General features: G+C 69.3%; 14 protein-coding genes and 2 pseudogenes. 7 read left to right on the forward strand and 9 right to left on the reverse strand.

All coding sequences use genetic code 11. The annotated features are described in order from the left end of the window. Positions 1-126: 126 nt before the first annotated feature. The 4 genes from IL992_RS33105 (at position 127) to IL992_RS49080 (ending at position 3,710) form a co-directional block, all read left to right on the forward strand. Positions 127-1,185, forward strand: a complete 1,059-nt coding sequence (locus IL992_RS33105) for a sensor histidine kinase (RefSeq protein WP_193207261.1) — start codon at positions 127-129, stop codon at positions 1,183-1,185. Further along, entirely contained in the window at positions 1,182-2,336 is a 1,155-nt protein-coding gene (locus IL992_RS48605) for a sensor histidine kinase (RefSeq protein WP_193207262.1), read from the forward strand. The genes IL992_RS33105 and IL992_RS48605 overlap by 4 nt, the downstream gene beginning before the upstream one ends. After that, complete coding sequence (locus IL992_RS33115) at positions 2,333-2,938, forward strand: response regulator transcription factor (protein ID WP_193207263.1); 606 nt, start codon at positions 2,333-2,335, stop codon at positions 2,936-2,938. The genes IL992_RS48605 and IL992_RS33115 overlap by 4 nt, the downstream gene beginning before the upstream one ends. 259 nt (positions 2,939-3,197) lie before the next feature. Beyond that, the gene (locus IL992_RS49080) at positions 3,198-3,710 is read left to right on the forward strand and encodes an ATP-binding protein (RefSeq protein WP_404804805.1); all 513 of its coding nucleotides are present in this window, start codon (positions 3,198-3,200) and stop codon (positions 3,708-3,710) included. 257 nt (positions 3,711-3,967) lie between these two features. Here the strand turns inward: IL992_RS49080 and IL992_RS33125 are convergent. After that, positions 3,968-4,102, reverse strand: a pseudogene (locus IL992_RS33125) (cytochrome P450); the annotation flags it as partial. A gap of 122 nt (positions 4,103-4,224) precedes the next feature. Here IL992_RS33125 and IL992_RS33130 point away from each other — a divergent pair. Both IL992_RS33130 and IL992_RS33135 read left to right on the forward strand, forming a co-directional pair. Then, positions 4,225-4,632, forward strand: a complete 408-nt coding sequence (locus IL992_RS33130; protein ID WP_193207264.1) for a hypothetical protein — start codon at positions 4,225-4,227, stop codon at positions 4,630-4,632. Between the two features lie 12 nt (positions 4,633-4,644). After that, entirely contained in the window at positions 4,645-4,863 is a 219-nt protein-coding gene (locus IL992_RS33135; RefSeq protein ID WP_193207265.1) for a helix-turn-helix transcriptional regulator, read from the forward strand. Between the two features lie 2 nt (positions 4,864-4,865). Here IL992_RS33135 and IL992_RS46800 read toward each other — a convergent pair. Next, positions 4,866-5,129: pseudogene (locus IL992_RS46800) on the reverse strand (transposase); the annotation flags it as partial. A 540-nt stretch (positions 5,130-5,669) separates the two neighbouring features. Then, positions 5,670-5,840 (reverse strand): hypothetical protein, encoded by a 171-nt coding sequence (locus tag IL992_RS33145; RefSeq protein ID WP_193207266.1) that lies wholly within the window; start codon positions 5,838-5,840, stop codon positions 5,670-5,672. 411 nt (positions 5,841-6,251) lie between these two features. Here IL992_RS33145 and IL992_RS33150 point away from each other — a divergent pair, with 411 nt between their 5' ends. After that, entirely contained in the window at positions 6,252-6,731 is a 480-nt protein-coding gene (locus IL992_RS33150) for a zinc-binding dehydrogenase (RefSeq protein WP_226874223.1), read from the forward strand. Between the two features lie 269 nt (positions 6,732-7,000). Here the strand turns inward: IL992_RS33150 and IL992_RS33155 are convergent, their stop codons facing one another. From IL992_RS33155 to IL992_RS33180, 6 genes are all read right to left on the reverse strand, one after another. Continuing rightward, positions 7,001-7,741, reverse strand: a complete 741-nt coding sequence (locus IL992_RS33155; protein ID WP_193207267.1) for a TIGR03943 family putative permease subunit — start codon at positions 7,739-7,741, stop codon at positions 7,001-7,003. Between the two features lie 5 nt (positions 7,742-7,746). Next, positions 7,747-8,769, reverse strand: coding sequence for a permease (locus IL992_RS33160; protein WP_193207268.1), 1,023 nt, complete (start codon positions 8,767-8,769; stop codon positions 7,747-7,749). A gap of 87 nt (positions 8,770-8,856) precedes the next feature. Continuing rightward, positions 8,857-9,735: a metal ABC transporter permease gene (locus IL992_RS33165; protein WP_193207269.1), complete on the reverse strand. Its 879-nt coding sequence runs from the start codon at positions 9,733-9,735 to the stop codon at positions 8,857-8,859. Continuing rightward, positions 9,732-10,586 carry a metal ABC transporter ATP-binding protein gene (locus tag IL992_RS33170; protein WP_193207270.1) on the reverse strand — a complete coding sequence of 285 codons (855 nt, stop codon included), beginning with the start codon at positions 10,584-10,586 and terminating at the stop codon, positions 9,732-9,734. Before IL992_RS33170 ends, IL992_RS33165 begins: the two co-directional genes overlap by 4 nt. Beyond that, a complete protein-coding gene (locus IL992_RS33175) occupies positions 10,583-11,530 on the reverse strand; it encodes a metal ABC transporter solute-binding protein, Zn/Mn family (RefSeq protein ID WP_193207271.1) in 948 nt (315 codons plus the stop codon). Before IL992_RS33175 ends, IL992_RS33170 begins: the two co-directional genes overlap by 4 nt. Before the next feature lie 90 nt (positions 11,531-11,620). Continuing rightward, positions 11,621-12,043: a Fur family transcriptional regulator gene (locus IL992_RS33180; protein ID WP_193207272.1), complete on the reverse strand. Its 423-nt coding sequence runs from the start codon at positions 12,041-12,043 to the stop codon at positions 11,621-11,623. Between the last annotated feature and the right edge of the window lie 132 nt (positions 12,044-12,175).

Consider the following 12,175-nt stretch of genomic DNA (forward strand, 5'->3'; position numbering starts at 1 on the left):
CCGGCGACAGGAAGGCGAGACCCGCGCATGACCCTTTCGCTCGCACCGACCAGGCGGCCGCCGGCGGCCGGTACCGCCGCGCGGCCAGGACGTCTACCCTGGTCAGCCGGTACCGAAGAGCGGGTGGTGGGCGGATTGGCGGAGTTCCGGCGCTCCCAGCGCATGCTTCTGCTGGCCCCGCTGGGGGCGGTCGGCTGCAGCGCCGCGCTGCCGTTGGTGCAGGTGGCGCTGGCGTTCGGCTATCGCGGCAGCGATCTGCGGACCGGGCTGTGGAGCCTGGCGGCGACCACGGTGTACCTCCCGCTGCACCTGCGGCACGTCTGGTACGCCGCGCGCGGGGTCCGGCCGCCGTCCGGCCGCTGGACGCTGGCGGGGATGGCCGTCGTCATCCTCGTCGCCACGCCCTTGGCCGGGGCCATGTGGGTGCGGTCTTACACGGCTCTCATCGTGTCGGCGATGCTGGTGCTGCCCGGCCCGTGGTCCTACGTCGTCTATGGGGCGGTAATGCTAGCGGTGCCCCCGGTGAGCCACACGCTGGGGACGCCCTGGGACACCGCGCCGTGGCTGGTGTTCTCGGTGATGTGCGGCAGCATGGCGTTGCTGCTGCTGGTCTGGCTCCCCGCGGCGCTGGCCCGATTGCGTACGGCCAGGGAGGCGCTGGCCCAGCAGGCGGTCGCGCAGGAGCGCCGCAGGATAGACGCCGAGCTGCGCCGCACGGTCGGCGCCGCGCTGGAGTCCATCGCCGACCGTGGCCATCGGCTCGGCAGCCGCCTCGCCCAGAGTGGGCCACCAGCAGCCGCAGAGCCGAGAGAACCCGCGAAGTCGACAGAACACGCCGAGTTGGCGGACGAGCTGGCCGGGCTGTCCGCCGACTCCAGGCGCGCGCTCGCCGAGACGAGGCGGCGCGTGCGTGGTTACCGGCAGCCGTCGCTGCGCGCCGAACTGGAGACCGCCGCCGCGCTACTGTCCGCGGCGGGCATCGCCACGCGCCTGGACCTTCCACGGAGCGGCGTGCCCGACACCATCGCCCAGCCGTCAAGGGCCGCCCTGCGTGCGGCCATCACGCGCCTGCTGCGCGACCACGCGGCGCGGGCCTGCACGATCACGGTGACCTCCCTGGGTGGCCGGGTGCGGCTAGAACTACGCGCGGACGAGGCCGCCGAGATCGTCGAGGTGGCGTCATGACCCCGTCCATGACCCGGTCGACGACCCCGTCGATCCTGCCCGCGTGGGTGCTGCGGCGCCCGCGCTGGCCGCTGGTCGCGCTGCACGTGCCGCTGACAGTGCAGGCGCCGGTCTACTCGATCATCGGCATGGAGGGCCGGCCCTCCGCCCCGCTCATCATGATCCCGGCGGCCGCCATGCTGGGCGCGCTCCAGCTGCGGCACAGCCTCGCCGCCGCCCGGGGCGAGCGTCCTGCGGGTTGGCGCTGGAGCTACGCGGCGTTGCTGCTGCTCGCGTACGTGCCGGTGATCTGGATCGGCGCGAGCTGGGGGGCCATGGGCATCTTGGCCCTCGCCTCGACAGTGATGTTGCTGCGCCCGCGGACGGCGTTGCCGGTGTGCGCCGCGCAGGTGCTGGTCCCGGTGACGCTCGAGCTCAAGTCGGTCATGGGATCCTCGCTCCTGGAGATCGTCACCATGATGGTCTACGCCGTGGTCGTCCCGCCCCTGTTCGCCGCCGCGCTGGTCGGCGGCGCCCGGCTGGTCCGGCTGGTGAACGAGCTGTACGCCACTCGCACCGAGCTGGCCGCCACGGCGGTCGTCGAGGAGCGCGTCCGGGTCTCGCGCGACCTGCACGACCTGCTCGGGCAGAGCCTGTCGGCGATCTCGCTCAAGGGTGACCTGGCGCTGCGGCTGCTGGCCAAGGACGCCGCCGCCGCCCGCGGCGAGGTCGAGAGCCTGACCGGGGTGGCGCGTGAGGCGCTGCAGGGCGTACGTGCGATCGCCCGCGACGAGCACGCCGTTTCGCTGCGCACCGAGATCGAGGGTGCCGCGGCCCTGCTCGGCGCGGCCGGGGTAAACACCGAGTTCGACGTGGCCGACCTGCCGCCGTTGCCCGGCCCCGCGCAGAACGCGCTGGCCTGGGCGATCCGCGAGGGCACCACTAACCTGCTGCGCCACAGCGAGGCCCAGACCTGCTCCATCACCCTGTCCCGGCACAACGGGACGGTACGGTTGGAGATCGTCAACGACGGCGTGCGGGGCGTCGCGCCTCCCGGCTCGGGGCTCGCGGGGGTGGGCGAGCGGGCCCGCGCCGTGTCCGGCACCTCCGCCACCGCCGTCCGCAACGGTCGCTTCCAGCTGTCGGTCGAAGTCCCCGAGGAAGCACTGTGATCCGCGTACTCATCGCCGAGGACATGCACATGATCAGGTCCGCCCTGGTCGCGTTGCTGTCGCTGGAGGACGACATGGAGGTCGTCGCCGAGATCGAGCGCGGCGACGAGGTGCTGGCCGCCGCCCTGCGGGTACGCCCCGACGTCGCGGTGCTCGACATCGACATGCCCGGCCTGGACGGGCTGTCGGCCGCCGAGCAGCTCTCCGAGCGCCTGCCCGGCTGTCGTACTCTCGTGCTCACCGGGCTCAGCCAGCCCGGCAACCTGCTGCGCGCGCTGAAGGTCCACGTGAAGGGGTTTATCGTCAAGGACGCCCCGGCCCAGACCCTCACCGACGGGATCCGCCGCATCGCCCGCGGCGAGCGGGTGATCGACCCCGAGCTCGTCGCTGCCGCGATCGAGACCGGCAGCAGCCCGCTCACCGCCAGGGAGACCGACGTGCTGCGCGCCGCCGGTACGGGTATCAGCACCGCCGAGATCGCCGTCCACCTGTCGCTGTCGCAGGCCACTGTGCGCAACTACCTGTCCAACGCGATCGGCAAGGTCGGCGGGCGCAACCGCATCGACGCCATCCGCATCTCCCGCGACGCGGGCTGGCTCTGACCGCTCTGACCCAGAACGTGCACGGTGAGTGAGCTCCTGACGGCCCGGATCCCGGACCACCGCGGCCCGGCTGTAGCTGCCGCACCTTGCCGCCAACCTGGTCGGCCATCTCGCCCGGGCCGACGCCGGCCAGATGGGCTATCTGGAGATTCTGGACCTGGTGCTGGAGGAGGAGCACGCGGTCAAGGACAGAGCGTCGTATCCGGCACCCGCTGAGGGTGTCGAAGATGCCACACCACAAGACGCTGGACGACTATGAATTCTCCCACCAGCCCACCCTCGGCCCCAAAAGGTCAAGGACATGGCCAGCCTCGCGTGCGCCGAGGCCAAGTCCAACGCCGCTCTTCTGGGACCGCCCGGGGCCGGCAAAACGCACATCGCGGTGGCGCTGGCAGTCGCGGCCTGCTGGGCCGGGCTACTCGATCTACTTCACCACCCTGGACGACATGGTTCGCCGGCTCGAACCCGCCGATGTGATCGGCCGCCTGATCCCCAAGATGCGCGCCTACGTGTGCCCGCACGCGCTCGTCCTGGACGAGGTCGGCTACCAGCCACTGGCCCGCGAGGAGGCCAACCTGGTCTTCCAGATGATCAGCGAGAGATACGAGAAAGGCTCGATCCTTCTGCCGAGCAACAAATCCGGATGCATGGGGAAGCGTGTTCGGAGACGAGGTCCTGGCCGGCCAACCGGCGGGCATCGCGTTCTCCGTTTTCGTGGTGCGGAGCCCGCGCGAACAGCAGCTTTGGCATGGCGCAAACCCTCCTGCCATGACAATCCGCCTGCTCAAGACTTCTGGCCAGAGGCCAGTTCCACGTGCTTTGCGGAACGCAGCACCAGGCCGGGCCGCCGCACCACCTACCGGCACCACCGGCGATCCCGAAGGGCCGCGGACCCTTTGGCGAAATTCATCACCCGTCGTGTGACATTTAGATCTGTTTGCTTCGAGGTCTCAAGTGAAGGATCGGGCTCACGTAATCCCGCCTCGTCAAAAGGGAGCATTCATGACCATCTCACCCGTGGCCAAGACCATCCTCGTACGGCACGCCCAGCAGCTGGCAGATCACGATGGCGGGGATGGGCTTGGCGAAGGCGGTCACCAGGTCGGCCTTCGGGCCGGCCTTCTCCATGGCGTCCAGGTGGTCGGCGGTGATCTGCTCGACGCGTACCGAGCAGCGTTCGACGGGTCAGGAGTCGCGTCTCGTTCAACATCGCCACAATGTAAGGCATCCCTTCCATGAAGTCATGGACGCTTTACTTCTTGGAAGGGATGCTTTACCTTCATTGCATGGACAAGCAGGTACAGCAGGACCAGGTGACGCGTGCGGCCCGCCGCGCTGTGCTCATCGACGGCATACCCGTGTCTACTTTGGGCGTGATAGCCCTGGCGCTCGGCAGCAACCCCGATCAGAGCACGGCCCAGAAGGCCTGGTGGATCGCGACCACCACCGTGTTCACCCTCGCGGTGGCCTGGGTGCTGCTGCGGGCATTCCGGCGCGCGGACGAATACCTGCGCAGGATTCAGTTGGAGAGCATGGCCATCGCGTTCGCCGCAGTCCTCGTGGGGCTGCAAGTGGCTACCCTGCTCGATGCCGCAGGCATCATCCAGCTCCATCAGCTCGCGCAGTTGATCCTCCTCGGTGGCGTGGCAATCTGGCTGCTGATCGCGGACCTGCGCACCCGCTTCCACCGCTGAAGAGGATCATCTGTGAAGAACCGGCTACGCGAACTGCGTGCGGCTCGCCGGTGGAGCCAGGCCGACCTGGCCGACCGGTGCCGCGTCTCCCGGCAGGCCATCAACGCCATCGAGACCGAGCGGTACGATCCCAGCCTGCCTCTGGCGTTCACCATCGCCGACGTCTTCGGCCTGACCATCGAGGAAATCTTCCGTCCTGACCGGACGGAAGACACGAGCAACCCGGCCTGACATTAAGGGCCGCGTCCAAGATCGTGGTGTATGAGAATGAGACCACTCTGCGATCTGTACTTCCTTTTCTCGGAGGCCTTGCGGCATTCGGCCGGCACTTCCAGCCCGAGGTAGCGACGGCCCTCGGTCCGCTCATCGTGCTGCTCGGCCAGCACCGCACCGACCAAGGGGATGATCGCCTCCCGATGAGGGAAGGTCCCGACGACGTCGGTGCGGCGGCGGATCTCCTTGTTCAGCCGCTCCTGCGGGTTGTTGGACCAGATCTGACGCTGTTGGCGAATCGTTCGGGTCAGGCCGTTGCTGCTGCCTGAAGCCGTTCGAGGTGATGGCGACGGGTTCCGGCCAGTGGAGTGGCGGTGAGCGAGCTACCAGGGCCCCTCCCGAGAACTTCCCGGCGGCGGCCAGTTCCTTCAGATATTCATGAAAGGCACGCCAGTCTTCTGGTGCGGGGACAGCGGCCGCCTGCGCGACCGGCCGTCCGTGGCAACGAGCGCCATCAGCAGCGCTCCGCCGGCAAAGGCCCTACGGCTGACAAGCATGGAGATATCCCTTTCACGAGTGCATGGACAGGGGACTGCATCGCGCTGTTGCCGCCGAGGCCCCGTCTACCGGGCGGCTGCAGGCAGGGACAGGGCTTCGGCCATCGCCGGGTCGCGGCGTCGGCCGAGGAGAAGGTGACGGAACTGATTCCCGGGCAGGCCGCCCGAGGCCGAGGAGACCGTTCCGCCGCACAAGCGAGGACGCCGTCTCTCTCGAAGGCCGGCTCCACGACGAACTGCGCGAGCGGCGCGTCGACAAGGTCACGCTCACCGTGAGTTCTTGATGTCACCTGCCGTCTGCAGGGCTGTCATCAACCGGTCGAGCCGTACGCTGTCCAGGCCCGCTCTGCGCACTTCGGCTCGGGCCGCCTTCATGACTCGGCCGAGGAGTTGTGCCTGGCGTGCCACGACGTCCAGCACGGCGTGCCGGACGCCCATGTCCTCGATCGCGTTCGCCCAGTCTGACCGTGGGTTGTAGTGCGTCTTCAGCAGGTCATGGCCGGTGCCGAGGGCGAGCGCGGCGCCGGCGACATGGACCGGGACGGGATGCGTGGCGTTGCGACCCCCGGCCGGCGAGTTGCCGGTCGAGGTCGCGCAGGATCACGTCGGCTTCCTGCAGCAGGACCGCGGATGGTTCACCCGGTCCTAGAGATGGGACAGCCGCTCGTGCGCGGGAGCCGCGTTCGGGGTGCGAGGTAGGACTTCGTCGTCCGCGTCCCCGACGCGCCCGACCCGGCCGCGGCCGCGCCGCTGCTGTGCGCGGGCATCACCACCTACGCACCGCTGAAGCGCTGGGACGCCGGCCCCGGCGGCAAGGTCGCGGTCCTCGGGCTGGACGAGTTCGGCCACCTGGGGGTCAAAATCGCCAAAGCAATGGGCGCCGAGGTCACCGTGCTGTCGCGGTCCGAGGCCAAGCGCGAGGCCGCGATAGCGCTGGGCGCCGACCACTACCACGCCACCTCCGATGTGGAGACGTTCAAGACCCTGGCCAACACCTTCGACGCCATTCTCAATACCATCAGCCCCCTCATCGACCTGAACGCCTACCTGGCCCTGCTCGGACTGCGCAGCACCCCCGTGACCGTAGGCGCAACCGCGGAGCCGATGCCGCTCAACGTGTTCTCGTTGTTCGGCAACGAGCGCAACGTCACCGGCTCACAGTTCGGCAGCATCCGCCAGACACAGGAAATGCTCGACTTCTGCGCCGAGCATCAGGTCACCGCAGAGGTAGAAGTGATCGGCGCCGACCAGATCAACGACGTCTACGAGCGCGTGCTGACCTCTGATGTTCGCTACAGGTTCGTCATCGACACCGCCACCCTGGCATGAGCGTGCGGAAGGCGGCAGGGATTTCCGCAACCTGATCGGATTGCTCGACCAGTCGCTCGCCGCGCTGGGGGAGCGTGGATACGTTGAGCCGGTGCGGCACTGCGTCGCCCGCGCCGCACACCAGGATCGGACCCTGAGCGACGACGAGTGGACCCAGGCGCAGACATCATGACCCGCACCGGCCTCGCGCCGGCCGACGATGAAAACGGCGTGCTTGGATTAGGCCCGGCGGCCAGCGAGGCGGAGGAGAGTTGGGGCGTGGTGTCGGCTTACTCGTACGGCTCGCTCGGTTCTGGGATTTCCGTCACCTGGATGGCGGTCATCTCGGGTGGCACGGTTCCGTTCGGGATCTTGCGGGACCTTGGCGGGACCCAGGTGCCGGTCACCTCGACCCAGGTGTCGTCGGGCGGAGGAGCGGCGCCGAGCACAGCCACCTTGAGGGCGATGGCGTCGGCCGCGCAGCAGCTCATCTGCATGCGGGTGACGTACCAGCGGTCTTTCTTCTTCGACCGTACGACGAAGCCGGTCAGCCGGACCTTTTTGCCGGTGAGCGTGCGCTTGCGGAAGTCCCAGGCCCGGCCGATGAACTCGCCCACGGCCATCGGGGTGATCTTCTCCGTGGAGAGCGGGACGTAGGAGCCGGTCGTCGCCGGCGGCCGGATGGGCGCGTCCTCGTTACGAGCGGCGAAGGCGCCCAGCGCGGGGGGCGCGATCAGGACGATCGCGAAGACGGGCAGGGACAGCAGCCAGCCCACCTTCGGCGCCCGTGAATGGTCATGACCCTCGGCCTGCCTCCCCGGCCCTTCGTGGACGCGTTCGTCGTGAGCGTTCGCGTACGGACGCCGCCACTCCTGGACGAGGCCGATGATCCCGAGGGTGAGGACAACTACGCCTGCGGCGAGCAGGAAGGGGCGGAAGCCGGGTTTCACGTAGTTGAGGTATGACGTCGTCAGGACGGTTATCCAGACCACGACGCCGCCGAGCAGGGTCAGCACGAGACTTTGGGACATGCGGCTCACAGGAGGACTCCTCCGATCGCCGAGCCGACCACGACCGCGAGCAGGAACGTCAGTGGGACGAACCGCATCGCGAAGGCCCGGCCGAAGGTCCCCGCCTGCAGGGCGATGAGCTTCAGGTCGACCATCGGCCCGACGACCAGGAACGCCAGCTTCGCCGTGGGGGAGAACGCGGTGAGTGAGGCCGCGACGAACGCGTCGGCCTCCGAGCAGATCGAGAGTACGACCGCGAGAAGCGCGAGCACGACCGCCGACAGCACCGGGACGTCCGCCACCGAGGTCAGCCACGTGCGGGGCACCACCACGTTCAGCGTGGCCGCCGTGATCCCGCCGATCACCAGGAATCCACCCGCGTGGAGGAGGTCGTGCCGCATGGCGTCGCGGAACTCTGCCCACCTCGAACCGCCGGGGGCGGTACGGGACGGCACCCGCAGCCAGGACGACCGGCCGAAGCGCAGCCACAGCCAACCGGCCGCGACCGCCACCAGGAGCGAGGCGGCGAACCGGGCCACGGCCATCATCGGCTGTCCGGGGAACGCCACGGCCGTGGCGACCACGACCACGGGGTTGATGGCGGGCGACGACAGCAGGAACGCCAGCGCGGCCGCAGGGGTGACCCCACGCGACATCAGGCCCGAGGCCACCGGGACCGAGGCGCACTCGCAGCCCGGCAGCACCGCTCCGGCCGCCCCCGCTATGGGGACCGCGGCGTAGGGGTTGCGGGGCAGGGCCTTCGTCCAGAACGACGGGGGGACGAAGGCCGCGATGGCCGCCGACAGCAGCACGCCGAAGACGAGGAAGGGCAACGCCTGAACGCAGATCGCCACGAAAACGGTCGCCCAGGTCTGCAGCGCCGGGGCCGTGAGCAGGGGGGTCAGCACCAGGCGGCCGATGACGAGAAGCGCGGCGAGGAGCGCGAACAGCCAGGGCGTCGCCGGAGGTGCGGCCGATCTACGGCCCCATTCCGGGGGCGGTATCTCTGTCGAGGACTCCACCACGACCCGGTCCGACATGCGCCTCATCCTGGCAGAACTTTCCGCCCGGCCCCGTCGAAGTTCCGTGTGGCAGTCCCGCGAACCGGGCGGGGAGGAGCGGAGCCCACCATCGCCTCAACCGGCGACCACAGCCGTGGGTCTGCGCGCCCAGCCGCTACGGGTGCGTACGGCGCCGACGGCGCGGCAGGCCAGGTAGATGGCGAAGGCGATGGTGGTGACGTACGGGCTGATCGGGATGCTGCTGCCCAACGCGATGAGGATGCCGCCGACCACGGACGTGACGGCGAACAGGACGCTGAGCAGGGGGATCAGGCGAGGGGAGGCCGTCACCCGGGTGGCGGCGGCCGCAGGGGTGACCACCAGGGCGAGCACCAGCAGAGCGCCGACGATCTGGATGGTCGTGGCCACGGCGAGTCCCAGCACCAGGGTGAAGACGGGGGACAGAGCCCGGACGGGCACGCCGCGGGCGGCGGCGACGTCGGGATCGAGGCTGGCGAAGGTCAGCGGACGCCAGATGACCGCCAGGACGAGCAGGACGACGACCGACACGCCGATCAGCCAGGCCGTCTGCGGGGTGTCCACGGCCACGATCTGACCGGTGAGCAGACCGAACTTGTTGGCGGCGCGACCTTTGTACAGCGACAGGAACAGCACGCCCAGCCCCAGTCCGAACGGCATCAGAACGCCGATGGCGGAGTTGCGGTCCCGGACGCGCACCCCCATGGCACCGATGACCGCGGCGGCCAGGACCGATCCGGCCAAAGATCCCGCCACCACGTTCACCCCGAGCAGGAGCGCGGCCGCCGCGCCGGCGAAGGACAGCTCGGCGATCCCGTGTACGGCGAAGGCCAGATCCCGCATCATCACGAACGTGCTGATCAGGCCGCCGACCACGCCGAGCACGGCCGCGGCGATGATCGAGTTGGCGACGAGGGCCAGCAGTTGGCCGTAGTCGTCGTAGTTGAAGATCTGGTGCCAGATGTCGGTGCTCATGACTGGACGCCTTCAGTGGGATCGGGGTGGTGCGGGATGGGGGCGCCGGCGATCAGGTAGCGGCCGTGGGCCCGGATCACCTCGACCGGGCCGCCGTACAGGTCGGACAGAACGGAAGACGTCATCACCTCGTCGGGCGTGCCGACGCGGAATCGGCCCCCGGCCAGGTACAGCACCCGGTCGACCAGCGGCAGGACCGGGTTGAGCTCGTGGGTGACGAAGAGTACTGCGGTGCCATGAGCGCGCCGCCGCCGGTCGAGCAGGTCGACGATCGCGTGCTGGTGGTGCGGGTCGAGCGAGAGGAGCGGCTCGTCGCACAGCAGAAGCGCGGGATCGGTGGCCAGGGCCTGCGCGATGCGCACCCGCTGCTGCTCGCCGCCGGACAGCAGGCCGAGGGGCACGTCCGCGTACGCGTGCGCGCCCACCTCGGTCAGCAGCGCGTCGATGCGACGCCGCAGCCCTCTGCTGCCGACGAGGGGCAGACCCCAGCGGTGGCCGTCGACACCGAGCCGCACGAGGTCGCGGGCACGCAGCGGCGTGTGCGGGGCGACGGCGCGCTGCTGGGGGATGTAGCCGATCAGGTCACCGCCCCGCCGGGGCGGGCGGCCGTCGATCAGCAGGGTCCCGGCGGAGAGAGGCAACTGGCCCAGGATGGCGCGCAGCAGACTGGTCTTGCCCGATCCGTTGGGCCCCAGCACGGCGATGAACTCGCCGCGGCGCAGCTCCAGATCCAGCCCGGACCACAGCACGCGCTCACCACGGCGCAGTTCCGCATCGGTCAGGCTGAGGACGACGGGTGTTCCCCCGGCGGGGGCGGCCTGCGGTGCGATGGTGCCCGACTGCTCGGTCATCGGCCCAGGGCCTTGCCGAGCGCGTCGAGGTTGGCGGTCATCCAGCCGATGTAGTCCTCACCGGAGGGCAGGGTCTCGGTGACCGGGACGACGGGGATGCCGTTGCCGGTCGCCGCCTCGCGGACCTTCTCGGTCTCCGGGCCGGCGGTCTGGGAGTTGTAGACGAGGGCCTGGACCTTCTTGCCGGTGAACAGGGCGAGGGTGTCCCGCAGGACGCGGGGGGAGACGTCGTTGCCTTCCTCGATGGCCTCGCTGAACTCCTCGGGGGCGGCGTTGGTCAGACCGCACGCCTCGATCATGTACAGCGGGACCGGCTCGGTGATCGCCACGGCGGTGCCCTTCGCGGTCTGCGCGATGGCCGCCTCCTGCTCCTCCAGCGGCTTGAGCTTCTGCTTGAAGGTCTCGGCTCCGGCGGTGAAGGCGGCGGCTCCGGAGGGGTCGGCCTTGCCCAGCGCGGCGGCGATCGAGTCGGCCAGCCGCGCGACGGACGGGAAGTCGTACCAGACGTGCTCGTTGAGCTCCTCACCGTCCGCCGCGGTCTTCCCGGAGATCTCGACCGCGTTCAGCACCTGGGCCGAGGTGTTGCCGGCGGCGTCGCGCATCGTGTCCATGAAGTCGTCGTAGCCGCCACCGTTCTCGATGATCACCTTGGCCTTGGACAGCGCCAGCTGGTTCTGCGGATTGGCCTCGAAGGAGTGCGGGTCCTGGTCAGGGCTGGCGATAAACGAGGTCACCATGACCTTGTCGCCGCCGATCTGCCGGACGATGTCGCCGTACACGTTGGTGGAGGTCACCACGGCGACCATGCCCGCGCCGGTGGACGCGCGCACGGCCGGCTCGGGAGATGCCGCGGGAGAAGACGAGCCGCCGCAGCCGGTCAGCAGCACAGAAGCCAGGCCTGCGAGGACGAGCAGGGAGGGACGACGCAGGAGGGAGGTGTTCATGTCGATCCTTGTCGGCAATGACAACGGTTTTCATTTTTAACCTAGCATTGCCACCTGGATCGGCTGCAACGGGACAGGAGGCACAGAAGGTCACCGCATGGCCGTCGAGGGCTCCGTCTCGTCCGTCCAGCACGACGTGCACACGCCGTAGATCTCCTCGACATGGAAGCCGATCGCAGCGGGAAGCCGATGAAGGGCGCGGTCGAGGTCACCGGCCTCGATGACCAGCCCACATCTGCGACACACGAGGTGACGATGATTCCCCTCACCGCAGAGCCGATAGACGGTCTCGCCGCCGCGCTCGAAGGTGTGCACGAGCTTCGCCTCGGACAGCGTGATCAACGTCCGGTAGACGGTCGTCAATCCCAGCTTGCCGCCGGCGTTCTGCACGTCGGCGTAGATCTCTCCGGCGCTGCGGGCGCGGTCCTGCTGGCGGAGGGAGCGCAAGACCAGCAGGCGGGGCGCCGTCGCGGCGAGGCCTAAACCATGGAGCGTCCGCCTGTCCGGATCCATGCGCAGGACTCTACCCGATGACGACAATGATTGTCGTTTTCATCCTTTCCGCCCGGATGCTCCATGGCGATCGCCTGGCCCGAGCCTGCGGACGTGAGGCCTCCTTGCCTGGTCAACACCCCGACTGTCGCC

Origin of the sequence: Microbispora sitophila (assembly GCF_014892245.1) — a bacterium.
Lineage (GTDB): Bacteria > Actinomycetota > Actinomycetes > Streptosporangiales > Streptosporangiaceae > Microbispora > Microbispora siamensis.